The following is a 21,815-nucleotide window of genomic DNA, read 5'->3' on the forward strand; positions in this document are numbered from 1 at the left end:
CCCTGTGACTGATCACCTGCTCAATCTCCACGCCGACGCACTCGGCGCCATGCGACGCGCCCCCAAGAAATTCAGCCGTCTCGCGGCCGGACTGTCGGAGACGGATGACGGCCGTGATACCGATCTGGCGATATTCCAGGCTCGTATCGCTGAGGGCGACGCTGGGCTGACGACTCTTTGGAGTCGCGCCCTTTCCCAGTGGGACGCCGCCCTGACCGCTGACTGGTCCGCCTCTCCACCGTGCTCGGACGAACGGCGAGCCGACGCGTATGCGCTCCTGGGTTTCGATGCCGACCTGGCGAAGTCCCTTGATGCTGCGGCTCCTGTCGACAAGGGCCCCCAGCCTGTCGTGATCAGTGAGAGCAACCAGGCTTGGTACACCCGGGACAAGGCACTGTCCCGGGCCTTCTACTGGCCGGCGTACGAGAACCTGCTTCGCACCAAGGGATGGAGCGAGCCGGCGATCACCAGCCTCGGGGAGGCGGCCCATAACGTCGTCGAACGCCTGGCCGACCCAGCCCGGCCGGAAGCATATGCGGCCCGCGGCCTAGTCGTCGGCTACGTTCAGTCCGGCAAGACCGCCAACTTCACCGGTGTCATCGCCAAAGCAGTGGACGCCGGGTACCGCCTCGTCATTGTTCTCGGCGGCACGCTCAATCTACTGCGCGGCCAGACTCAGCGACGGCTCGACATGGAGCTGATAGGCCGGGAGAACATTCTCCGCGGCGCCGACCCTGATGATATCGATGCGCTGGTTGGTGTTGACTACCAGGACGACGAGGACTGGCCCGCGAAGTTCGTCTCACACGGAGGCAGGCCCTCACATCTCGGCGCATTCGACATGGAGCGCCTGACGACGAAGGACAAGGATTACCAGTCCTTGGAGCGGGGAATCCGCGCACTGGACATCGAAAAGCTGGAGAAAGCCCTCCCGCTCTATGACCCTGCGAACCTGCACCATGCAGCGGCCCGCGTCATGGTCGTCAAGAAGAACAAATCAGTCCTGACGAAGCTCGTCAACGATCTCAAGAAGATCGGCCCTATCCTCGGCGAGATCCCGGCGCTCATCATCGATGACGAATCCGATCAGGCGTCGGTCAACACCACAGACCCGAGCAAGTGGGAAGAGGGCAAGGAAAACCGGTCTGCGATCAACAGCCTGGTATGCCAACTCCTAGGCCTGATGCCCCGCGCCCAGTACATCGGCTACACGGCTACTCCCTTCGCGAACGTATTCGTCGACCCTGATGACTCCGCGGACCTCTTCCCCCGCGACTTCCTCGTATCACTCCCGCGCCCTGTTGGGTACATGGGTGTAGAGGACTTCCACGACCTGGACTCAGATCTGCCCGTCAGCGAGCGCACGGCCGCCAACTCCCAAGAGGAAGCCCACGTACGCGGCATCGACAGCAGCACGGGCGACCGCCTCCTGGAAGCGATGGACGCCTTCGTTCTGGCCGGCTCTTTGAAGCTCTACCGGGCAGCGAACGGGGTTCCCGACGGCCCGTTCCGGCACCACACAATGCTGGTTCACGAGTCAGTGCGTGTGGCGGACCACGCGGCACTAGCCGGCCGCATCAAGGCCCTCTGGGACTCCTCCTACATGAGCACTGAGTCTCACGTCCGCCTGGCAGCGCTCTTCGACTCGGACTACAAGCCGGTGTGCAACGCCCGGGGCGACGAACTGCCTAGCCCCAGCTCGTACGAGGAACTGCGCGCCCACGTCAGCCGCGCCCGGCAGCTCATCGGATCCGGCGGGAATCCTGTCATCATCGTCAATGGCGTGAATGAGAAGGACTACTCACAGCCCGGTCTCGACTTCGATCGCTCCCCGAACGTCTGGAAGATCCTCGTCGGCGGCACCAAGCTGTCCCGTGGCTTCACCGTAGAAGGCCTGACGGTCACGTACTACCGCCGGAAGACACAGCAGGCGGACACTCTGATGCAGATGGGCCGCTGGTTCGGGTTCCGCGCCGGCTACCGGGATCTCGTCCGCCTCTACATCGGCCGCGAAGAACCGCACGGCAAGGACAAGACACTCGACCTGTACGAAGCCTTCGAGGCGATCTGTCAGGACGAGGAAGCATTCCGCTCGGAGCTCGCCCAGTACGCGCAGATGATCGACGGCGAGCCGCAGCTGACGCCTCAGAAGGTGCTGCCGTTGGTCTCCCAGCATCTCGGCCTCGTCAAGCCGACGGCGCGCAACAAGATGTTCAACGCCGAACTGACGGAGATCCGTTCGCCTGGGCGACCCATCGAGCCTGCCGCCTACCCCCGGGACCCGTCAAAGATCGAGGCCAACGCGAAGCGCTGGAAGCCGCTCCTCCATGTGTTCGGCGGTACTGGTCAGACACTGGACCTGCCTCCGGACGAGACAAGCCCCCTCATCCGGAAGTTCGAGGCGAGGACCTCCCTGATCCCGCATGCCGACCTCGTCAGCGTCTTGCGCCAGCTGGAGTGGGAAGGCGACAACCACTTCGAGCCCCACCTCAACTACCTCTCCAAGCTCAACGGCGAACTCGCCAAGGTGGACGACTGGCTTCTTGTCGCACCGCAGATGACGCCGAGCCGACGAATAGAGGCGAGTGTGCTGCGATCCGCTCCGACGTCGCTGGTCCGACGTTCGCGCCAGCTCGATAAGGCAGCATTCGGCCGTATCTCCGGAATGGAGCACCGGAGATGGGCCGAGTCAATGGTCAAAGAGGCAGGCTCGGGCAGTGAGAGTTCGCGAACACGCGCGATAGGCGTGGGCCCCCGCACGGGCATCGTCCTGCTCTATCCGGTGGTAGAAGCATCCAATGACGCTGGGCTCTTGTCTGCCGTCACGGATGGGACAGCAGACCCTAGGCGCGTCATCATGGCGTTCACAGCAGTCTCGCCCACCTCAGCCAACGATTCTTCACGTCGCCTGCTCCGCTATCAGGCGATGAGGTCAGGTAACTGACGTAACCGGAACGGGCAGCCCCGACCAGCATCGGGGCTGCCCCGTGTGCGTCATACGCAGCCCCGACGTACACATCTTCAGACAAGGAACATCCTCTTGCTGCCTATGGATGTCTCAGCCGCGATCAATATCCAGTCCCAGTCGCTCCTGGAAGCCGATCCGGAGCTGGCAAGGGTGCATGAACACCTGCACCGCCTTGACCCGGCAGGCCATCGATTCGCTGCCGTTCTCCGCGACACTATCGACCAGCTGCTCAACGGCGAAGTCACCGGCCGTTACGACTGGAAGAGTCTCTTCAAGACAGAGAAGACTCATGCGGGGACGCTCGTCGAAATCAACCTTCAGCGAGCGTTCACCTTCGATGACGGCGTCGACATGGACTACAAGATCGCGGACGTCGATGTCGATTGCAAATACTCCCAGCAGTTCGGTGGCTGGATGATCCCGCCCGAAGCTGTGGGACACCTGTGCCTGCTCGTCTGGGCGGATGACTACAAGAGCCGCTGGAGCGCAGGCCTGCTACGCATAGAAGAAGAGTGGCTGAACCGCGGCAACAACCGGGACATGAAACTGACCGTGAAGGCGGAACACCGGAACAAGATCCTCTGGCTCTCGCATCAGGCGGAACTCCCAGAGAATGTACTGCTCCACCTCCCGGCAGCCACACGTGACGCCATCCTGAGTCTGTCGTCTGGGCAGAAGCGGATCAACGAGCTATTCCGCCGGGTACAGAACCGAAGGATCGGCCGCGGTGTTGTGCGCACTGTGGCACAACAGAGTGATTACATGGCCCGCGTCCGGGAGGCCAAAGGGCGAGCACGCACCGTGCTCCGCGAAGAGGGCATACTCGTTCCGGGCCATTACAGCAGTCACCAGTACGTCGCCCGAGCCCTCGGCGCGGAAGTGCCCAGCCCTGGCGAGCTCGTCAGTTTCCGGGTCGCACAAGCACAGCCCCACCACGGTGACCGGCCTCGCGTCAGTCTGGACGGACGGACCTGGGTGCTCGCCGACGCCGACGATCCCGTGGAAACCGCACCCTTCCTTCCCAAGCACACAGAGAACGACGACAGCTGACCAGGCCCGCAGCCCCTGACCGCCCTTCCCAGCCCGGGTTCCCCAGAAGTCTCCGAACCCTTTCCGGCCACCAGACGGTAGGCGTGCACTCTCCGAGTACCGCCTCATAGACTGGAAACCGTGGCCCGAAGGATCTATCCGCGCCGCGATCAAAGAGCAGAACCGGAGGAAGCGGGGCCAGGGAGAATGACTGAAGACTGGACGCCTCCGGCCGGCTCATGGGCTTCCTCAGCCGCGCGGCGCAGGAACATGCAGGCGATCCGCAGCAGGGACACCAAGCCTGAACAGCTGGTGCGCCGCTTGGTGCACGCTCAAGGACTCCGATACCGGGTCGCAGCGAAGCCCCTGCCTGATCTTCGCCGGACGGCGGACATGGTCTTCCGTCCGGCGAAACTAGCCGTCTTCATCGATGGCTGCTACTGGCATGGCTGCCCGGAGCACTATGTGCCGCCAAAGACCAACAGCGGCTACTGGTCGGAGAAGGTGACCCGGAATGTGGCCCGTGACCGGGACACCGACTCCCGGCTGCGTGAGGCCGGCTGGACCGTGCTCCGGTTCTGGGAGCACGAATCACCAGAGACGAGTGTCAGGCAGATCGTCGACACCGTCAGCCGACTCCGCCGGACCGGGGACCTAAGCTGATGAATCGTTAGCTTCCTGCCGCCTGTACGCCTCCAGCGCCGCTCTGATCTGCAGGCCCACCGCCTTCGCCACGGGAGGCGGAAAGGCATTCCCTACCTGCCGATACGCCGCAGTCTTGCGCCCCGTGAACTCCCAGGCCGGCTCCCCGTCTTCGGGGCCAAAGCCCTGGATCAATGCAGCCTGCTTGACAGTGATCATGGGGAGAGTCTTCCCCTGCTCGCCGAGATCACGAGCGGGGTGCTTCGTCGTCCCAGTCTTCTTGTCGGGCTCATCGGCTACACCAAGACCCGAAACGCCAAGGTCTGCCCAGGCCTTCTTGGCCCGCGTGGGTCCTAGATCTGCCCCACCATGCTTCTTGGAGCCGCCTACGAGCGTTGGGGCGATTCCCTTGGAGGCAAGCCCGTACCAGTCCTTGAGTGCCTTGCCCTTTAGCCCGCGCTTCTGCATCGAGGGCTTGAGGAGCTCCCCGACCGAAAGCGGCTTCTCCTGATCAGGCGCAGGCAGATGCCAGCCGTCCTCGTTGAAGTGCTTCCAGTACTCAGGCTTCAGCGCTACGAGCACGCTGCGAGGGCGGAGCTGCGTGACTCCGAAGTCGCTAGCCTGAAGTTCCTGCCAGGAACACCGGTAGCCCAGCTCTTCGAGCTCCGCGACGATCTCCTTGCGGTAGCCGTCGAACTTGGACTGCATGAGGCCACGAACATTTTCGATCATCACCGCCGAGGGCTCCAGCTGACTGGCCAGCCGGATCATCGTGGGAAAGAGATCACGCTCGTCGTCCTTGCCCAGCTGCTTGCCGGCCAGAGAGAAAGGCGGACACGGCACGCCACCGGCAAGCAGGTCGATCTTGCCCTTGAAGGCGAGGGCGGCCTCACTGTCGACGTAGTCGCGCAGGTCCCCTCGGTGCACATCCCAAGAGGGCCGGTTGGCCGTCAGGGTGTTGCAAGCGTTCTCGTCCATCTCGATGAGGAGTGCATGATCGAAACCTGCACGCTCAAGCCCCAGGGCCTGCCCACCTGCCCCGGCGCAGATCTCAAACGAGGTGAACTTCTCCTCAGTGCTGGTCATGCACCCTCCTTCCAGACTTGCGCGACGGACACACCTTGCAATCCGTCCTCACAGAGGGTGACAGACCCCACTGACAACGACCTCCCCAAGTGTGCGACACGAATCAGCTTGCTCGGTACTCTCCACGCACCCCAACGAACACTTATACGATATTCGCTATGCGAAGCCCTGCCTGGACATGGGATGAACTACTGCTGGCCTGCGCGCTCGTCGTGAAGAACGGCTGGAGGGAGCTGCGGGTCGGCAACCCCGCTGTGACCGAGCTCTCTGAGCTGCTCCGGTCCCTGCCTCTGCCTGAGCGCGCTGGCCTGGCCGAGCAGCTTCCTGAGTACCGGTCGGTCGGGAGCGTCTCCCGCAAGACCACGGATCTTGCCTCTAACCATCCCGGCTACGCGGGCAGACCCACCAAGGGCGGGAGCCTGGACAAACTGATCATCGAGGCGTTCCTCACCCGTGAGGCCCAGATGCTTCAGGCCGCCCAGGGAATCGAGGCCGGCATCGGGTCCGGCCAGCTCGCCCTGATCCCCGAGCAGCCCGATGAAGCGGATGAGGACGGGACGACCGCCACTGAAGGTCGGCTGCTGGCCCGGTGGGCTCTCTCGCGCGAGCGGAACCCTGCATTGCGAAGGCGCAAGATCAGCCAGGCTCGCAAACTTGGGCTGCCCCTTCAGTGCGCCGTCTGCACCTTCGACTTCGGATCGGCATACGGACCGCTTGGCGACGGCTACATCGAAGTGCATCATGTCCTGCCACTGCACATTTCGGGCCCGCGCGAGACCAAGCTGGATGACCTCGCCCTGCTCTGCGCCAATTGCCACCGCATGTGTCATCGCAGCCACCGCGGAGCGTCATGGCGGACGCCCGGCGAGTTGCAGGCGGAGATCAGCCAGGTCTCGGGGCCTCCACAGCCATAGCCGCGCGATCCCCGTGACAGCGCCAAGCTCACGCGGTGTCCGATTCAGGCGGCTGGACCACCACCGAGCGACTACTCGCCACGGTGATGGCCGTCCCCGGTTGACACCAGAGACGGGGTACCTGCTGCCCCTGGCTGCTCAATGGCCGAACGGGAGCGGGAGCTGTTGGTGGCCGCGGGCCTGGGCTTTGGGTGGGGTGGGGCGGGTGGTGGCCAGGGTGAGGAGGGCTCGGAGGGCTGTGACTACTTCCGTCGGGGTGTCTCGGATCATCGACGGGGTCGCGCTGACCACGAGGATGCCGTGGGATTCCAGGCGGAGGCGGCGGCGGAGGGTGGCGTGCCAGGAGTCTCGGGTGTAGTGGTACTCCGCAGAGTCGATCTCCAGGGCCACGCCCTCGTCGGGCCAGTAGGCGTCCGGGCTTGCCAGGAAAGTGCCGTCCGGGGTGTGGAGGCGGGCGTTCCACAGGGGGGTCGGGAGGTCCGTGGCCGAGAGGGTGTCCCGGGCCTGGGCCTCGGCCACCGAGCGGACTCCGACGAGGAGTTCCGCCGCGGCGGCGCGGATGGCCGGGCGGGTCATCAGGCGGGCAGCGCGGAGTTCGGTGTGCAGGTCGTGCGGGTGGCACCAGCCCGACTGGACGACTTGGGCCAGGACCGACCTGATCCGGTCCGCGGGCTGGTCGGTCCGGGCCGCGAAGTCGGCGGCCGCGCGGACCGGGCGGGTGCACGGGATGCCCGAGACGGTGATCGTGCGGGGCCAGCGGGCGGTCGGGAAGGGGCGCACCTGCGCCGATCCGGCGAGCCGGCGCGAGGCATGGATCAGGACGTCGGCAGGGGTGTACGGCGCTTCGCGGATGCCCAGGAGGGCGAGGGCGGCGCCGCCGGTGAGGGCGGCCGTGTCGCCGGAGAGCGGGTCGGAGCCGGGCTCGGCGGCGTAGAGGACGGCCGCGAGGGCGCGCTGCCGGTGGTCCGGGGGGCCGGTCTGGAGGAGGTAGACCCGGGGCAGCAGGCGCTGCCAGGGCCCGCCTGGGCGGGTGCGGGAGGTGATCGTGCCGGGTGGGATGCCCGCCGTGGTGGTGAGTTGGTGGCGCGTGGCGAGGTTGAGCTGCCGACGGGTGGTGGGGGTTGTCGTGGTCGTGGTGGCGCGGGTTGTTGTGCGGGTCGTTCGGGTGGCTTGGTCGGGGTGGGTGGAGTGGGGGGCCCGGGTGGGGCGGGTGGTTCGCGTGGTGGGGTTCATGGGCGCGGTATGCCCCGCCCCGGTGGCTCGGATGCCCCGCCGGGGCGGTCTTGTTCTGCGCGTGCCCTTGGGGATCGTCCCCGGCCGGCCGTCGCGGGGGTGTGGGATGCGCGGGATCCGGGTGCATGGGACGCGGGGCACTCCTGCGGGGCGCGGGGGCGGGGCGGCCGGGCCCCTTCGGGTCCTCCCAGCAGGACGCCGGTCGCCGGTCCCCCGGTGCGGGGCACGGCCTCTCGGCCGGGCGCCCGGTGCGGGGCAGGGCGGGGCGGGGGGCAGCGGCCGGCGCGTGCCGCCTCCGGCGGGAACCAGCCCGGCCGCCCCCGCCCGTCCGGCCGGGTTCCGCGCCCTCCCGGCCCGGCCCCGGGCCGGGAGGGCGCGGCTACGCCGCCCGGTTCGGGTGTTCCGGGGAGAGGAAGACGATGACACCCGTCTCCGTGCCGGGCAGGGCCGAGACCTCGTGCCAGCCCAGGCGGCGGTACGTGGCCACCGTCTCCTTGGCCAGCCGCGAGGTCAGCAGCCAGGCGCGGCGGTCCGGTGCGTCGGTGGTGATCTCCGTGAGGAGGGTCCGGCCGGTGCCGAGGCCGCGGGCGTAGGGGCGTACGGCGAGTTCGTCTATCTCCAGGGCTCCGGTGAGCAGCTCCTTCACCCGGGCCGACCCGAGCTGCGCCGCGACCTGGGCGTACGCACGGTCCTTCGGGAAGGCCACCGGCGTGATCCAGCCGGTCGCGAACCCGTCGATGCCGGTGGAGGACTGGGCGAGGGCCGTACGGAAACCACGGCGCCGGGCGTCGGCCGGGAGGCGGGCGGCAAACTGGCGAATGGTTTCTTCGTCTTCGTTCCACGGTGGGGCGGAGAAGACGTCGGCGTAGGCGTCGACCAGTTCGTCCGCGAGGTCGAGGACGGCCTGTCCGTAGCAGATCACGATGTCCTTGCTCCTGATGTTGTTGTGGGGGTGGGGCGGCGGGGCCGGAAGGGGCGCTGGGGACCGAGGTGGTTTGCCCCTTTGGTTGGGAGATTGAATTTATGCCCATCAGGTTCCCCGGGCAGACATCGCACGGATCCGGCGAGTGTGCGACAAATCCCCTCCCCGCGCTCCGTGTCGGCAGCCGGGCGGTCGCGTTGAGCAACGCGTGGACAGACTGCTTCGGGTCGCCGGCGGGTGCGGACTCGCGTTCCTTCTCGTCCTGGGCGTGGTGGCGATGCTGCCGCGCGGCGTGCGGGACGCGGTACCGAACGTGGTGATCGGCGGTGCCGTTCTCGTGCTGGGGGCGCTGGGCGCCCGTCGTGCCGCCAAGGCCTCGCGTTAGCCTCGTAGGACGAGCGCGCGAGCCGATGAGCATGTGAACGGGTGACCTGATGAGCATGCGAGTCGATGAGCGTACTGGCTGATGACGTGAAGGAGTTGGGCATGGCACGGGTACCGAGTTCCGTAGTGGCGGCCGCCGGTCTGGTCGGCGGGTACGCCGTCGCCCGGTGGACCAAGAAGCGGCCGCTCGGCGGTGTCGTGCTCGGCGCCGCCGGGATCGCCGCCGGGCGGGAGTGGCGCAAGCGCGGCGGGGTCCCCGCCGCGGCCGGGCTCGGCGCGCTGTACCTCGCCGGGTTCGCGGGGGCGCACCCGCTGGCGAAGAAGGTCGGCGCGTGGCCGGCCGTCTTCGGAGCCGCCGGAGTCGTGGCCGCGGCGTCCTGGGCCGTCGCCGACCGGGGCTGAGCACGACGGAGCACCGCCGAGCACCGCTGAACCGACGCTGCGGCCGGGGTTGGGGCCAAAGCTGGGGCCGGAGCCGGAGCCGAAAGGGTCGGCCCCGCCCGGCCCCCGCCCACGCCCGCCCCCGGCCCCGGCCCCGGCTACGCCCCGAACGCGCGCGACACGCTGTAGATCAGCAGTCCGGCCAGCGCGCCGACCACCGTGCCGTTGATGCGGATGAACTGGAGGTCGCGGCCGATGTGGGCCTCGATCTTGCGCGAGGTGTGCTCCGCGTCCCAGCCCGCCACCGTGTCCGTGATCAGCGAGGTGATCTCGGTCCGGTAGGTGGTGACCACGTACACCACCGCCCCCTCGATCCAGCCCTCCACCTTGTCCTGGAGCCGGCCGTCGGTGGCCAGCCGGGCCCCCAGGGCCATCAGCGAGGACCGCACGCGCAGCCGCAGCTCGCTGCGCTCGTCCTCCGCCGCCGAGATGATCATCGAGCGCACCGCGGTCCACGCGGAGGCGATCACGTCCTGCACCTCGCCCCGCGCCAGGATCTCCGACTTCAGGCGCTCGACCCGGGCCCGGGTCTCCGTGTCCGACTGGAGGTCGGCCGCGAAGTCCTTGAGGAAACGGTCCACCGCCCCCCGCGCCGGGTGCTCCGGCATGTCCCGCATCTCCTGGACGAAGCGCAACAGCTCCTTGTAGACCCGGTCGCCGATCTTGCGGTCCACGAACCGCGGGGTCCATCCCGGCGCCCCGCCCTGGACCGCCGCCTCCACCGAGTCGGCGTGCGTGACCAGCCAGTCGTGGCCCCGGGAGCAGAGCAGGTCCACGACCCGGTGGTGCCCGCCGTCCGCGACGATCTTCTCCAAGGTCTTGCCGATCCCCGGCGCGATCTCCGCCGTCTCCGCGCGCCGCGTGATCGCCTCGCCCACGACGGCCTGCACATCGGAGTCCCGCAGGACCGTCAGCGCCCCGCGCAGCGCGGTGGCCAGCTCGGCCGTGACCCGGTCCGCGTGCGCTGGCTCGGCCAGCCAGGCGCCGAGGCGGCCGCCGATGCCGAGGGCGTGCAGCCTCGTACGCACCACGTCGGCGGAGAGGAAGTTCTCCCCGACGAATTCGCCGAGGGAGACGCCCAGCTGGTCCTTCTTGGTCGGAATGATCGCGGTGTGCGGGATCGGCAGCCCCAGCGGGCGCCGGAACAGCGCGGTGACGGCGAACCAGTCCGCGAGCGCGCCGACCATGCCCGCCTCCGCCGCGGCCGCGACGTACCCCACCCAGCCGCCCGCACCGGCGTGCTGCGCCCACTTCGCCGCCACGTAGACCAGCGCCACCAGGACCAGCAGACCGGTGGCGATCCGCTTCATCTGCCGGACCCCGCGGCGGCGCTCCTCGTCCGCCTCGCTGAAGACGAACCCGCCTCGAGCGGTCGCCGTCCTCTTCGTACTGCTGCCCTGCTCCACGTGCTCCTGCCTTCCCCCGGGCGCCGGTTTTGTCTGCATAGCATCCGACTCCCGGGGCGCCCCGGGAGTTCCCGGCGCGCCGTGCCACTTCCAGAGCCCTACGACCCCGACGAGGGCCACGAACCCTTATGGGGCCCTACGAGGCCTGCGAGGGACGCGAGGGCTGCGAGGGACGCGAGGGCTGCGAGGACCGCACCCCCTACAGCTCCTTGCGCGGCTTCGGCTTCCCGAGCGACTTGCCGTTCTTCGGCGGCTTGACCTTGATCTCCACCCCGCCCCAGAAGGCGAGGCCCGTCACGATCACCCGCGGAGCCCCCGGGGCCGGCGGCCCGGGGTCGCGCTGGTCGAAGGCGCCCATGATGCCGATGCCCCGTACGTCGACCTCCACGCCCGGCGGCACGGTGATCTGGATGCCGCCCATGATGGCCACACAGTTGATGACGACCTCGCGCTCCGCGAAGTTCGCCTCGCGCAGGTCGATCTCGCCGCCGCCCCAGAACGCCACCGCGTGGAACCGGGCGGGCACGGTCCAGTTGCCCTTGCGCTGGAAGCCCGACATGACCGCGACGGCCATGGCGGGCCCGCCGCCGGCCGGGCCGCCGCCGCCGATCCGGTCCGGCCAGGCGGAGTCCGACCCGGCGGGCACGCTCTTGGTCAGACCTACCGGGGCGGAGGCCACCGGGGCTGCGACCCCGGCCGCCGGCAGGTCCCGGGTCAGGGGTTCCAGCTCCGCGTACGTACGGGACTTGTACGCCGCCTCCAGCCGCTCCTCGAATTCGTCCATGTCGAGCCGGCCCTCGGCAACGGCGTCCCGCAGCCGCTCCACCACCCGGTCCCGGTCGGCGTCCGACGCCCTCAGCTCCGGCAGGGGATTCCCCGGCGACGGACTCCCAGGCGGATTACCCGACAACGACTTCTCCGGCGGCTCGTCACTCATGAGGAGCAGCCTATGCAGTCATCCATGAGAGTTGTATGACTTCACCCCGCCTCCGGCTCAGGGTTGTCCCTGATTTATCCCCGCCCCGCGTACATCCGCGCGATCACGTCCTCGATGTCCGGTTCCCGCACCGACAGGTCCAGCAACGGGTACTCCGCGGCCACCGCCGCCACCAGCGGGGCCGCCGAGGCCCGGGCCGGGAACGCCAGCCACTGCCGCGGCCCCTCCACCTTCACCACCCGTGCCCCCGCCACCTCGATCGGCGGGAGCTCCCGTTCCAGATCCACCACCAGCGTCCGCTCGCTCTCCCCCGCACCGCCCGCCGTGTGCAGCCCGCCCAGCGGACCGTCGTACATCAGCCGCCCGTGGTCGATCACCATCACCCGCTCGCACAACTGCTCGATGTCCTGGAGGTCGTGCGTGGTCAGCAGCACCGTGGTCCCGAGCTCCTCGTTCAACTGCCGCAGGAAGCCCCGTACCTTCGCCTTGCTCACCACGTCGAGCCCGATCGTCGGCTCGTCCAGGTACAGCACGTCCGGGTCGTGCAGCAGCGCCGCCGCGATGTCCCCGCGCATCCGCTGCCCCAGCGAGAGCTGGCGCACCGGTACGTCGAGCAGCTCGGCCAGGTCGAGCCGGTCCACGCAGCGCTCCAGGTTCTCCGCGAACCGCGCTGCCGGGATCCGGTACATCCGCCGCATCAGCCCGTACGAGTCCTTCAGCGGCAGGTCCCACCACAGCGTCGTGCGCTGCCCGAACACCACCCCGATGCGGTGCGCGAGGCGCATCCGCTCCCGCGACGGGTCGATGCCGGCCACCCGCAGCCGGCCGCCGCTCGGGGTGAGGATGCCGGTCAGCATCTTGATCGTGGTCGACTTGCCGGCCCCGTTGGGCCCGATGTAGCCGACCACCTCCCCCCGCCTGACCTGGAAGCTGATCCCGTCCACGGCTCTGACCTGTCGTTTCTCCCGGCGCATCAGGCCCGTCCGGCGTCGTACGTCGAAGACCTTCTCGACCCCGTCCAGCTCGATCAACGCGCCTGCCCTATCGGCCCCGTCTGTCACAGCCGCTCAGCTCCCCGTGCTCCGGTACGAACGAACCCCTGCGCGCCAAGCCAGCGACGCGGGCACAAACACCGCGAACGCCACCAGCGGGCTCGCGTACGCCGCCCACACGGGCAGCCCCAGCGGGTCGGGCCGACCCAGGATGTGGAGCGCCGGCAGCCAGTTGACGAAGGCCAGCGGCACGATGAAGGTCACCCCGCGCAGCAGCTCCTTCGCGAACACCGTCGGCGGGTACTGGAGCATCGTGCAGCCGCCGTAGGTGAAGGAGTTCTGCACCTCCGCCGCGTCCCCGGCGACGAACTGGAACGCGGCGCCGGCCACCATCACCGCCCCGAAGATCGCCGCACCGGCCGTGATCATCACGGGCACCAGCAGCACCTTGCCGACCGTCCAGTCCAGCTGCGGCCCCAGGTCCGAGATCGCCCACCCCATCACCACGAGCCCCTGCCCGATCCGCCCCAGCCGGCGCAGCGCGAAGCGGTCGGCCGCGACCTGGGCCAGCACCGGGATCGGGCGTACGAGCATGGTGTCGAGGGAACCGTCCCGGATCCGGACGCCGACCCGGTCGGTGTTGCCGAGCAGCAGGTCGGCCAGGCCCAGGGAGGCCGAGCAGGAGCCGTAGAGCAGGGCGATCTCGGCGAGGGTGAAGCCGCCCAGCTCGTCCACGTGCGAGAACATGATGTAGATCGCGACGAAGTCGAGGAGGGTGATCGCCGCGTTCCCGAAGGTGGCGAGGACGAAGGACGTGCGGTACGTCATCGTCGAACGGATCCACATCGCCGCGATCAGCCCGTAGCCGCGCAGCCCTTCCAGGGCCCGGTTCCGCTCCGGTACGAAGAGCAGCCCTTCCCCTCTCCCTTTCCGCGTCGCGGGCGCCGCCGGTTCCCCCGCCGCTTCCGCCGGTCCACCCGGTCCACCCGGCACCAGCGCCGTCTCTGCCGCCCGCTCAGCCACCCTGGACCACCACCTTCCGCGTGGCGGCCGACTGCAGCAGGCGGCCCAGTCCCAGCAGGGCCAGCGCCCACGCCAGCTGGAAGCCGAACGCCCCGGCCGCCGTACCGGCCCCGGAGCCCTTGGCGAGCAGGACGTCCAGGGGCACCTGGAGCATCGCCGCCCAGGGCAGGACGCGGACGAACTCCCCGAAGCCGCCCGGGAACACGCTCAGCGGCAGCAGCATCCCGGAGAAGAACATCGCGACGACCGTGGCGATCATGTTGATCCCGGCCCCGTCCATCAGCCAGAACGCCGCCAGCCCCAGCAAGTAGCGCAACGCGAAGCTCACCAGCAGCCCGAGGAACACCGAGACCAGGAACAGCAGCCAGCGCAGCGGGTCGGCGGGCAGCGCCAGGTCGAAGACGAGCGCCCCGGCCACCAGCGGTACTACGCCGCGGCCCACGAGTTGAAACCCCGCCCGGCCCATATCTCCCGCGAGCCACCACATCTGGAGATCGGCCGGGCGGTACAGGTCGACGGCGATGTCACCCGTACGGACGCGCTCCTGGATCTCCTCCTGGAAGCCGCCGCCCATCAGCGCGACGGCGGCGAGCAGCCCCTGACTGACCCAGATGAAGGTCAGGGCCTGCGACTGGTCGTAGCCGCCGAGTCCGGGGCGTTCGTCCCAGAGTGCGACGTACGTACAGGCGAGGATGAAACCGAACACACTGTTGGTGAACACCCCGGCCGCGGTGGCCGTTCCGTAGGTGGCGTACCGGCGGAAACCCCCGGCCGCGACCGCCCCGTAGAGCCCCGCTGTGCGAATCGCTCCCTGACGCACCGTATCCCTCCGTTTCCCACGTCGTTGCTGCGTCGTTCCTACGTCGGCCAAAGCGCGCGAGCTTAGTGCGGAGGGGCGATCCATGCGAACGGTTTACGCCCGCCCGAAGCGGAATCGGCGGCCATCGGGTAGACACCATGAGGTACAGACGTGGATATTTCGTACGGCGCCGAGGAGTCCCGGAGATGAGCGACCCGTCACCACCACCCGGATGGACCCCTCGCGACCCGGACACCCCCGGAGAACCGCAGGCCACCGGTGCGGGCGCGGCCTCACCCCCCGGGCCTGAAATGACCGCCAAGGAAGCCAAGCGGGCGGCGAAGGAACGGGCCGGGGCACAGGCGGCCGCGGCCAAACAGGTCAAGAAGGCCAAGCGCAAGCGCACCGGCTGGCGCCGCGCCCTGCCGACCTGGCGCATGGTGCTGGGCGGCTTCCTGCTGCTCGCACTGCTCCTCGGCGGCGCCCTCGTCGCCGGCTACCTGCTGGTCGACATCCCGCCCGCCAACGCGGCGGCCACCGCGCAGTCCAACGTCTACCTCTACGCGGACGGTTCCCAGCTCGCCCGCGACGGCGAGGTCAACCGCGTCAACGTGCCGCTCTCCCAGATCCCCCGGACCGTCCAGGAAGCCGCGCTGGCCGCCGAGGACCGCGACTTCTACTCCGAACGGGCGGTGGACCCCGCCGCCATGCTCCGCGCCGCCTGGAACACGGCGACCGGCAAGGGCACCCAGTCCGGTTCCACCATCACCCAGCAGTACGTCAAGAACTACTACCTGGGCCAGGAACAGACGATCAAGCGCAAGGTGAAGGAGTTCTTCATCGCGATCAAACTCGGTCGCGAGAAGTCGAAGGACTACATCCTCGAGGGGTACCTGAACACCAGTTACTTCGGCCGCAACGCCTACGGCATCCAGGCCGCCTCCCAGGCCTACTACGGCAAGGACGTCAACAAGCTCACCACCGCCGAGGGCGCCTACCTCGCCACCCTCCTCAACTCCCCCAGCGCCTTCGACGTCGTCGCCCACCCCCAGGGCCGCCCCCGCGCCCTCGCCCGCTGGAACTACGTACTCGACGGCATGGTCAAGAAGGACTGGCTGACGGCCGCCGAACGCGCGACCACCCGGTTCCCCGAGCCCGGCAAGGTCCGCCCCGCCGCGGGCCTCTCCGGACAGCGCGGCTACCTCGTCGAAGCCATCAAGGACTACATCGTCGAGAACAAGATCCTCTCCGACAAAACCCTCGCCGAGGGCGGCTACCGCATCACCACCACCATCGACAAGCGCCGCCAGACCGCCGTCGTCGACGCCGTCAACGACAAGATGGTCAGCAAGCTCGAACCCGACCAGCGCAAGGCCGACCGCCTGGTGCGCACCGGCGCCGTCTCCATCGACCCCGCCACCGGCAAGGTCGTCGCCATGTACGGGGGCATCGACTACACCAAGCAGTTCGTCAACAACGCCACCCGGCACGACTACCAAGTGGCCTCCACCTTCAAGCCGTTCGTGTTCGCCGCCGCCGTGCAGAACAACTCCCGCGCACAGGACGGCCGCACGATCACCCCGTACACGATCTACAACGGCGACAACAAGCGCCGGGTCGTGGGCACCCGGATCCCCTACGCCCCGGAGAACGAGGGGCAGGTCAGCTACGGCAACATCACCGTCAACACCGCCACCGACCTCTCCGTCAACGCCGTCTTCGCCCAGATGGTCGTCGACGTGGGCACCGACAAGGTCAAGCAGACCGCCATCGCCCTCGGCATCCCCGAGAACACCCCCAACTTCGACGCGGGTCCGGCCATGGCGCTCGGCACCATGCAGGCCAGCGTCCTGGACATGACCCAGGCCTACGCGACCCTCGCCGACCACGGCCGCCGCACCCCGTACACCTTCGTGGAGAAGATCACCAAGGCGGGGGACACCGTCCCCCTACCGCACCGCAACCAGACCCAGGCCGTCAGCCGCGAAGCCGCCGACACGACCACGTCCATGCTGGTCAGCGTCGTGGACAACGGCACCGGCACGGCGGCGCTGGCCGCCGGCCACCCCGCCGCAGGCAAGACGGGCACCGGGGAACTGGACCGCTCGGCCTGGTTCGCCGCGTACACCCCGGGCCTGGTCACCGTCGTCTCGATGATGGGCCAGGACCCGGACACCGGAACCCTGGAATCCCTCTACGGGGCCCTGGGCGAGGCCCGCATCGGAGGCGGCGGCTACCCGGCCCGGATCTGGGCGCAGTACACGAAGACCGCCCTGTCGGACAGCGATCCCCAGGACTTCGACCTGGATCTCATGCAGGGCGCCAACCAGCCGCCCCCGCCCGTGAACCCGAACCCGAACCAGTCGCAGGAGGAAACCCCGGGCGAGCGCCCCTCGGGCCCGCCGGCCCGCCCCACGCGGACCCCGTCGACGGGCGGCCAGACCAACGGGGGCCAGACCAACGGCGGTCAGACGAACGGGGGTCAGACGAACGGAGGTCAGACCACGGGTGGCCAAACCACCGGAGGCCAGACCACGGGCGGCCAAACCACCGGAGGCCAGACGGACGGCGGACAGACCACCGGAGGCCAGACCACGGGCGGCCAGACGGACGGCGGCGCCACGGCCGGCGACCAGGGCGCCACCACCGGCGGCCTGCGCCGCCCGCCGGCGGACCTCCTGGAATAGCGCGCTCCGGGGTGGCACCCGCCGACGGACGGACGGATGCCACCCCGGAGCGACTCGCCCGGTCAGTGACCGGAGGTCGCCTTCAGCCCCACGACGGCGACCAGCAGCAGACAGATGAAGAAGATCCGGGCAGCGGTGACGGGCTCCCCCAGCACCGCCATGCCGAGCACCGCGGCCCCGGCCGCACCGATGCCGACCCATACGCCGTACGCCGTACCGATGGGCAGGGTCTTGGCCGCGTACGACAGCAGCACCATGCTCGCCACGATGCCGGCGCCCGTGAAGACGCTCGGCCACAGACGGGTGAATCCTTCGGTGAACTTCATGCCGATCGACCAGCCGACTTCGAGCAGACCGGCGACGAGAAGCAGAACCCAGGCCATGACAGGCACCTCCGGGACGAGAGCGGAACGGGGGGTGCGTCGTCTTGTCATCCGCCATCGCTGGCGGCTACCCGGTACGGCGCGTCTCGTCGGGGGTTCCCCACCACCGTAGCAAAAGCCCACGAAAACGGCCGGTGACGGTGGTCACCGGCCCGTTTGCCGTGTCGATCCGGACCTAGAGGTACAGCCCCGTGGAGTCCTCGGACCCCTCCAGCCGCTCGGCGGCCACGGCGTGCAGGTCCCGCTCGCGCATCAGCACGTACGTCGCCCCGCGCACCTCCACCTCGGCCCGGTCCTCGGGGTCGTAGAGCACCCGGTCCCCCGGCTCGACGGACCGTACGTTCTGACCGATCGCGACCACGACCGCCCAGGCCAGCCGCTTGCCCACCGCGGCCGTCGCGGGGATCAGGATGCCGCCGCCGGAACGCCGCTCGCCCTCCGGCGAGTCGGACTTCACGAGCACGCGGTCGTGGAGCATGCGGATGGGCAGCTTGTCGTGGGTGGTGGTGTTCTCGCTCACGCCCCGAACCTACCCGCCCGCACCCGCACCACGCGCCGCCGGGTCGTGACCGCTGCCATGAGCACTGCCATCAGCGCTTGCGGCGCGCCGACACCACGAGCAGCCCCACGACACCGATCGCGAGCAGCGCGACCGGGACGATCCGCTCGACGCGCGGGGCTCCGTCCTCGTGCCGCAGCCCGTCGCGGGCATCGGTGACGAGGCGGTTCACCGTCGCCACGGCGCGCCCGGCGGTGTGGTCCACCAGGCCGACGGCCTTGGCCTTCGCGTCCCCGACGATCGTCTTGGGATGCATGCGAACTCCGATCTCGTCGAGCGTCTCGGCGAGCTGCTCGCGGCGGCGGACGATGTCCGCCTCGATCTGTGCGGGGGTCCTGGCTTCCGGCACCGCGCTGCCTCCATCGTCGTGGTCGTGACCGGGTCGGTCATATGGAGGGGCGTTGCCCACCATGAACAGTCTGTCAGCAGCTTAGTCTCGTGACCGTACCGATACCTCCCGAGGAGACTGATTACATGAGCGAGCGACTTGAGCCGGGCGACATCGCCCCCGCCTTCACCCTGCCCGACGCGGACGGCAACGAGGTCTCGCTCGCCGACCACAAGGGCCGCAAGGTCATCGTGTACTTCTACCCGGCCGCGCTGACGCCGGGCTGCACGAAGCAGGCGTGCGACTTCACGGACAACCTGGCGGTACTGGCCACGGCGGGCTACGACGTCATCGGCGTCTCCCCGGACAAGCCGGAGAAGCTGGCGAAGTTCCGCGAGCAGGAGCACCTGAAGGTCACCCTGGTCGGCGACCCCTCGAAGGAGGTCCTGACGGCCTACGGGGCGTTCGGCGAGAAGAAGCTGTACGGCAAGACGGTCACCGGGGTCATCCGCTCCACGGTCGTCGTCGACGAGGAGGGCAAGATCGAGCACGCCTTCTACAACGTCAAGGCCACGGGCCACGTAGCCAAGATCATCAAGGACCTGGGCATCTGACCCGCCCCCTCCCCACCGCGGCGGCCCGCACCCCACCCGGGGCGCGGGCCGCGCTGCTTATCGGACGACATCGCCCGTAACCGTCCGACTATCGGTCCGTTACTCCGTACGAGGGCCGCACACGCGGCCGGAACGGAGGGGACCGATGACCGAGCCATACGAACGAAGCACGCTGACAGCGGCCGTCGCCGACTCAAGGGGCTGGGCCGACCTGATGCGACGCCTCCACCTCAAGGAGAGCGGCGGGCAACGGCGCATCCTCCAGGAGAAGGTCGCCTCCTACGGGATCGACAGCAGTCACTTCGCGAAACGCAGTCCGTGGCGCAAGTACCCGGACGAGGTCATAGCGGCGGCGGCCTCGTCATCGACCACGCTGCGCGAGGTGGCCCTAAAGCTCGGCGTACGCCCGGCCACCGGCGCCCTGTCACACATCGCCCGGCGAATCGCAGCGGCGGGCATCGACATCAGCCACTTCCCGGGGATGGACCGAGAGCGGATCGAGCTGCCGTTCACCCCTGCAGAACTCGCCGCCGCAGCGGCCACCGCCGACAGCATCCGCGGTACGGCTCGCGCTCTGGAAATGTCCGACGACAGCCGGTCCCGCGCCGCCCTTGGGGCGATGCTCAGGAAACACGGCATCGACACCGCACACTTCCGCAACTCCCGGCCGGCCATCCCCGAGGATCTCCTGCGCTCCACCGCTCCGGAGGTGACCAGCTACGCGGATCTCATGCGCACCCTCGGCCTCGAGGTGAACGACGTCAACCACCGCCGGCTACGCCGCCTCATCACCCAACTCGGACTCGATGTAAGCCACTTCAAACGACGCCCCTGGGCATCCCAGACGGCGGCACCGCCCAGACTCGCCGCCCCCGACACCCTCACCGTCCTCCCGGAGGGGTCCGCCCGACTCAACCGTTCCCGCCTTCACCGGGCGCTCCAAGAGGTCGCCGTCCCGTACGCCTGCGCGAACTGCGGGAACCCCGGCGAGTGGCTGGGCCAACCGATCACCCTCCAGATCGACCACGTCAGCGGGGACTGGCTCGACAATCGACGCGAAAACCTCCGCTACCTGTGCCCCAATTGCCACAGCCTGACCGACACGTGGTGCCGCAAGGGCAGGCCCAAGTCCTTCGCCTCCCCGACCTCCGCCCCGTAGACTAGGCACAGCCCAGTCGGGAGTAATGTCCGAATTAGGCTCAATGTCGCGGTTGTGGTGGAATTGGCAGTCACGCTTGGTTTAGGTCCAAGTGGGGTAAAACCCGTGGGGGTTCGAGTCCCCCCAACCGCACGTCACACCGAAGGCCCCGTACGCAGTCGCGTACGGGGCCTTCGTCGCATCGGAAAGCGTCAGCCCAGCAGCTCGCGGATCGCCGGGACCAGGGCTCGGAAGGCCTGGCCCCGGTGGGAGATGGCGTTCTTTTCCGACGGGGTGAGTTCCGCGCAGGTGCGGGTGTCGTCCAGGGGCTGGAGGACCGGGTCGTAGCCGAAGCCGCCCGTGCCCGACGGGGTGTGGCGCAGGGTGCCGAGGAGGCGGCCTTCGACCACGCGTTCCGTGCCGTCCGGGAGGGCGAGGGCGGCCGCGCAGAAGAAGTGGGCGCCGCGGTGGGTGTCGTCGATGTCCGAGAGCTGGGCCAGCAGGAGGTCCAGGTTGGCCCGGTCGTCGCCGTGGGTGCCGGCCCAGCGGGCCGAGAAGATGCCGGGCGCGCCGTTGAGGACGTCCACACAGAGGCCGGAGTCGTCGGCGACCGCCGGCAGGCCCGTGGCCCGGGCCAGGGCGTGGGCCTTGAGGAGGGCGTTCTCGGCGAAGGTGACGCCGGTTTCCTTGACGTCCGGGATCTGCGGGTACGCGTCCGCGCCGACGAGCTCGTGCGGCAGGCCGGCGGCGGAGAGGATGGCGCGCAACTCGGTGACCTTGCCCGCGTTGCGCGTGGCGAGGATGAGCCGGGTGGGCGTGGGAGTGGGCGTCGAGGTCATGGCGCCATTATCCCGGGGTGGGGTGGGCCGCCGTCGGCCCTCCCGGTCCCACCCCACTGTCCGCGTGCTATCCCGGGGTGCAGACCTTCGAGATCTCCTTCGCCGCGTCCGCGACCGGCGTGATGTCCGGGGTGGAGTTGCCGTTCTTCAGCGAGGTACGGACGTTCCCTACGGCCGTGTTCATCGAGGTGATGGCCTTGCTCAGGTCGGCGTTGTCCGTCTGGTCGCCGACCTTCTTGAGGTTCGCCTCGATCGAGTTGAGCGCGTTCTGGGCGTCCTGCGGGCTGTTGCCGGCCTGCGAGACGGCCTGTTGGAGGTCGTTGGCGCCGTCCGTGATGGCGACCGCCGTGTTCGCGCAGTCCATCGCCGTCGAGATCGCGTCGCAGGAGGTGATCGCGGGTACGGCGAGGGCCGCGGTCAGGGCAATGGCTGCAAGGCGGTACTTCGGCTTCACTTCGGCCCCCAGGAGATTCGGATGCGTGGACGGGCGC

Annotated in this window: 22 protein-coding genes, 1 tRNA gene and 1 riboswitch; of the genes, 10 read left to right on the forward strand and 13 right to left on the reverse strand. The window is 68.9% G+C overall.

Annotation, left to right across the window (positions count from 1 at the left end):
• The first annotated feature begins 4 nt into the window (after nucleotides 1–4).
• From AC3IYJ_RS14595 to AC3IYJ_RS14605, 3 genes are all read left to right on the forward strand, one after another.
• Complete coding sequence (locus AC3IYJ_RS14595) at nucleotides 5–2,944, forward strand: Z1 domain-containing protein (protein ID WP_489401723.1); 2,940 nt, start codon at nucleotides 5–7, stop codon at nucleotides 2,942–2,944.
• A 105-nt stretch (nucleotides 2,945–3,049) separates the two neighbouring features.
• Nucleotides 3,050–4,018: a NaeI family type II restriction endonuclease gene (locus AC3IYJ_RS14600; RefSeq protein WP_489401724.1), complete on the forward strand. Its 969-nt coding sequence runs from the start codon at nucleotides 3,050–3,052 to the stop codon at nucleotides 4,016–4,018.
• A 186-nt stretch (nucleotides 4,019–4,204) separates the two neighbouring features.
• Complete coding sequence (locus tag AC3IYJ_RS14605; protein WP_489401725.1) at nucleotides 4,205–4,660, forward strand: very short patch repair endonuclease; 456 nt, start codon at nucleotides 4,205–4,207, stop codon at nucleotides 4,658–4,660.
• Here the strand turns inward: AC3IYJ_RS14605 and AC3IYJ_RS14610 are convergent.
• A complete protein-coding gene (locus AC3IYJ_RS14610; RefSeq protein WP_489401726.1) occupies nucleotides 4,652–5,725 on the reverse strand; it encodes a DNA cytosine methyltransferase in 1,074 nt (357 codons plus the stop codon). The genes AC3IYJ_RS14605 and AC3IYJ_RS14610 overlap by 9 nt on opposite strands.
• 158 nt (nucleotides 5,726–5,883) lie before the next feature.
• On the opposite strand from AC3IYJ_RS14610, the gene AC3IYJ_RS14615 reads away from it, so the two are divergent.
• A complete protein-coding gene (locus AC3IYJ_RS14615; protein WP_489401727.1) occupies nucleotides 5,884–6,639 on the forward strand; it encodes an HNH endonuclease in 756 nt (251 codons plus the stop codon).
• Between the two features lie 138 nt (nucleotides 6,640–6,777).
• Here the strand turns inward: AC3IYJ_RS14615 and AC3IYJ_RS14620 are convergent, their stop codons facing one another.
• Together AC3IYJ_RS14620 and AC3IYJ_RS14625 are read right to left on the reverse strand one after the other, a co-directional pair.
• Nucleotides 6,778–7,872 (reverse strand): hypothetical protein, encoded by a 1,095-nt coding sequence (locus AC3IYJ_RS14620; RefSeq protein WP_489401728.1) that lies wholly within the window; start codon nucleotides 7,870–7,872, stop codon nucleotides 6,778–6,780.
• A 379-nt stretch (nucleotides 7,873–8,251) separates the two neighbouring features.
• Complete coding sequence (locus AC3IYJ_RS14625) at nucleotides 8,252–8,794, reverse strand: GNAT family N-acetyltransferase (RefSeq protein ID WP_489401729.1); 543 nt, start codon at nucleotides 8,792–8,794, stop codon at nucleotides 8,252–8,254.
• 208 nt (nucleotides 8,795–9,002) lie between these two features.
• Between AC3IYJ_RS14625 and AC3IYJ_RS14630 the strand changes: the two genes are divergently transcribed.
• A complete protein-coding gene (locus AC3IYJ_RS14630; RefSeq protein WP_489401730.1) occupies nucleotides 9,003–9,179 on the forward strand; it encodes a hypothetical protein in 177 nt (58 codons plus the stop codon).
• Nucleotides 9,180–9,280: 101 nt separating this feature from the next.
• A complete protein-coding gene (locus tag AC3IYJ_RS14635) occupies nucleotides 9,281–9,580 on the forward strand; it encodes a hypothetical protein (protein ID WP_489401731.1) in 300 nt (99 codons plus the stop codon).
• Nucleotides 9,581–9,717: 137 nt separating this feature from the next.
• Here AC3IYJ_RS14635 and AC3IYJ_RS14640 read toward each other — a convergent pair whose 3' ends face one another.
• From AC3IYJ_RS14640 to AC3IYJ_RS14660, 5 genes are all read right to left on the reverse strand, one after another.
• Nucleotides 9,718–11,064, reverse strand: coding sequence for a DUF445 domain-containing protein (locus AC3IYJ_RS14640; RefSeq protein WP_489401732.1), 1,347 nt, complete (start codon nucleotides 11,062–11,064; stop codon nucleotides 9,718–9,720).
• 160 nt (nucleotides 11,065–11,224) lie between these two features.
• The gene (locus AC3IYJ_RS14645) at nucleotides 11,225–11,962 is read right to left on the reverse strand and encodes a DUF1707 SHOCT-like domain-containing protein (protein ID WP_489401733.1); all 738 of its coding nucleotides are present in this window, start codon (nucleotides 11,960–11,962) and stop codon (nucleotides 11,225–11,227) included.
• A gap of 74 nt (nucleotides 11,963–12,036) precedes the next feature.
• The gene (locus AC3IYJ_RS14650) at nucleotides 12,037–13,023 is read right to left on the reverse strand and encodes an ABC transporter ATP-binding protein (RefSeq protein ID WP_489401734.1); all 987 of its coding nucleotides are present in this window, start codon (nucleotides 13,021–13,023) and stop codon (nucleotides 12,037–12,039) included.
• Nucleotides 13,024–13,029: 6 nt separating this feature from the next.
• Nucleotides 13,030–13,800, reverse strand: a complete 771-nt coding sequence (locus tag AC3IYJ_RS14655) for an ABC transporter permease (RefSeq protein WP_489402814.1) — start codon at nucleotides 13,798–13,800, stop codon at nucleotides 13,030–13,032.
• A 169-nt stretch (nucleotides 13,801–13,969) separates the two neighbouring features.
• Nucleotides 13,970–14,797, reverse strand: coding sequence for an ABC transporter permease (locus tag AC3IYJ_RS14660; protein WP_489401735.1), 828 nt, complete (start codon nucleotides 14,795–14,797; stop codon nucleotides 13,970–13,972).
• A 185-nt stretch (nucleotides 14,798–14,982) separates the two neighbouring features.
• Between AC3IYJ_RS14660 and AC3IYJ_RS14665 the strand changes: the two genes are divergently transcribed.
• Entirely contained in the window at nucleotides 14,983–17,463 is a 2,481-nt protein-coding gene (locus AC3IYJ_RS14665; protein WP_489401736.1) for a transglycosylase domain-containing protein, read from the forward strand.
• Between the two features lie 62 nt (nucleotides 17,464–17,525).
• Here the strand turns inward: AC3IYJ_RS14665 and AC3IYJ_RS14670 are convergent, their stop codons facing one another.
• The 3 genes from AC3IYJ_RS14670 to AC3IYJ_RS14680 form a co-directional block, all read right to left on the reverse strand.
• The gene (locus tag AC3IYJ_RS14670; protein ID WP_030158619.1) at nucleotides 17,526–17,846 is read right to left on the reverse strand and encodes a DMT family transporter; all 321 of its coding nucleotides are present in this window, start codon (nucleotides 17,844–17,846) and stop codon (nucleotides 17,526–17,528) included.
• Between the two features lie 33 nt (nucleotides 17,847–17,879).
• A riboswitch (guanidine-III (ykkC-III) riboswitch) is annotated at nucleotides 17,880–17,956 on the reverse strand.
• A gap of 65 nt (nucleotides 17,957–18,021) precedes the next feature.
• On the reverse strand, nucleotides 18,022–18,366 hold the full coding sequence (locus AC3IYJ_RS14675) for a GroES family chaperonin (protein ID WP_371616059.1): 345 nt from the start codon (nucleotides 18,364–18,366) through the stop codon (nucleotides 18,022–18,024).
• Nucleotides 18,367–18,436: 70 nt separating this feature from the next.
• The gene (locus AC3IYJ_RS14680; protein ID WP_489401737.1) at nucleotides 18,437–18,754 is read right to left on the reverse strand and encodes a DUF3618 domain-containing protein; all 318 of its coding nucleotides are present in this window, start codon (nucleotides 18,752–18,754) and stop codon (nucleotides 18,437–18,439) included.
• Between the two features lie 125 nt (nucleotides 18,755–18,879).
• On the opposite strand from AC3IYJ_RS14680, the gene bcp reads away from it, so the two are divergent.
• The 3 genes from bcp (at nucleotide 18,880) to AC3IYJ_RS14695 (ending at nucleotide 20,638) form a co-directional block, all read left to right on the forward strand.
• Complete coding sequence (gene bcp, locus AC3IYJ_RS14685) at nucleotides 18,880–19,347, forward strand: thioredoxin-dependent thiol peroxidase (protein ID WP_489401738.1); 468 nt, start codon at nucleotides 18,880–18,882, stop codon at nucleotides 19,345–19,347.
• Nucleotides 19,348–19,492: 145 nt separating this feature from the next.
• Nucleotides 19,493–20,506, forward strand: coding sequence for an HNH endonuclease signature motif containing protein (locus AC3IYJ_RS14690; protein ID WP_489401739.1), 1,014 nt, complete (start codon nucleotides 19,493–19,495; stop codon nucleotides 20,504–20,506).
• Nucleotides 20,507–20,554: 48 nt separating this feature from the next.
• Nucleotides 20,555–20,638 (forward strand) — tRNA-Leu (locus tag AC3IYJ_RS14695).
• Nucleotides 20,639–20,697: 59 nt separating this feature from the next.
• On the opposite strand, the gene rdgB is transcribed toward AC3IYJ_RS14695, so the two are convergent.
• On the reverse strand, nucleotides 20,698–21,324 hold the full coding sequence (gene rdgB, locus AC3IYJ_RS14700) for an RdgB/HAM1 family non-canonical purine NTP pyrophosphatase (RefSeq protein WP_489401740.1): 627 nt from the start codon (nucleotides 21,322–21,324) through the stop codon (nucleotides 20,698–20,700).
• A gap of 67 nt (nucleotides 21,325–21,391) precedes the next feature.
• The gene (locus AC3IYJ_RS14705) at nucleotides 21,392–21,778 is read right to left on the reverse strand and encodes a hypothetical protein (protein WP_489401741.1); all 387 of its coding nucleotides are present in this window, start codon (nucleotides 21,776–21,778) and stop codon (nucleotides 21,392–21,394) included.
• Between the last annotated feature and the right edge of the window lie 37 nt (nucleotides 21,779–21,815).

The sequence above is a fragment of the Streptomyces sp. GL_140 genome (genome assembly GCF_057834465.1).

Bases quoted from the DNA above. Each gene is read 5' to 3' on its own strand.
- AC3IYJ_RS14615 (WP_489401727.1), top strand. From the start codon at position 5,884: ATGCGAAGCCCTGCCTGGACATGGGATGAACTACTGCTGGCCTGCGCG.
- AC3IYJ_RS14655 (WP_489402814.1), bottom strand. From the start codon at position 13,800: ATGTGGATCCGTTCGACGATGACGTACCGCACGTCCTTCGTCCTCGCC.
- bcp (WP_489401738.1), top strand. From the start codon at position 18,880: ATGAGCGAGCGACTTGAGCCGGGCGACATCGCCCCCGCCTTCACCCTG.
- AC3IYJ_RS14635 (WP_489401731.1), top strand. From the start codon at position 9,281: ATGGCACGGGTACCGAGTTCCGTAGTGGCGGCCGCCGGTCTGGTCGGC.
- AC3IYJ_RS14640 (WP_489401732.1), bottom strand. From the start codon at position 11,064: ATGCAGACAAAACCGGCGCCCGGGGGAAGGCAGGAGCACGTGGAGCAG.
- AC3IYJ_RS14605 (WP_489401725.1), top strand. From the start codon at position 4,205: ATGACTGAAGACTGGACGCCTCCGGCCGGCTCATGGGCTTCCTCAGCC.
- AC3IYJ_RS14670 (WP_030158619.1), bottom strand. From the start codon at position 17,846: ATGGCCTGGGTTCTGCTTCTCGTCGCCGGTCTGCTCGAAGTCGGCTGG.
- AC3IYJ_RS14600 (WP_489401724.1), top strand. From the start codon at position 3,050: ATGGATGTCTCAGCCGCGATCAATATCCAGTCCCAGTCGCTCCTGGAA.
- AC3IYJ_RS14645 (WP_489401733.1), bottom strand. From the start codon at position 11,962: ATGAGTGACGAGCCGCCGGAGAAGTCGTTGTCGGGTAATCCGCCTGGG.
- AC3IYJ_RS14665 (WP_489401736.1), top strand. From the start codon at position 14,983: ATGAGCGACCCGTCACCACCACCCGGATGGACCCCTCGCGACCCGGAC.
- rdgB (WP_489401740.1), bottom strand. From the start codon at position 21,324: ATGACCTCGACGCCCACTCCCACGCCCACCCGGCTCATCCTCGCCACG.
- AC3IYJ_RS14690 (WP_489401739.1), top strand. From the start codon at position 19,493: ATGACCGAGCCATACGAACGAAGCACGCTGACAGCGGCCGTCGCCGAC.
- AC3IYJ_RS14620 (WP_489401728.1), bottom strand. From the start codon at position 7,872: ATGAACCCCACCACGCGAACCACCCGCCCCACCCGGGCCCCCCACTCC.
- AC3IYJ_RS14610 (WP_489401726.1), bottom strand. From the start codon at position 5,725: ATGACCAGCACTGAGGAGAAGTTCACCTCGTTTGAGATCTGCGCCGGG.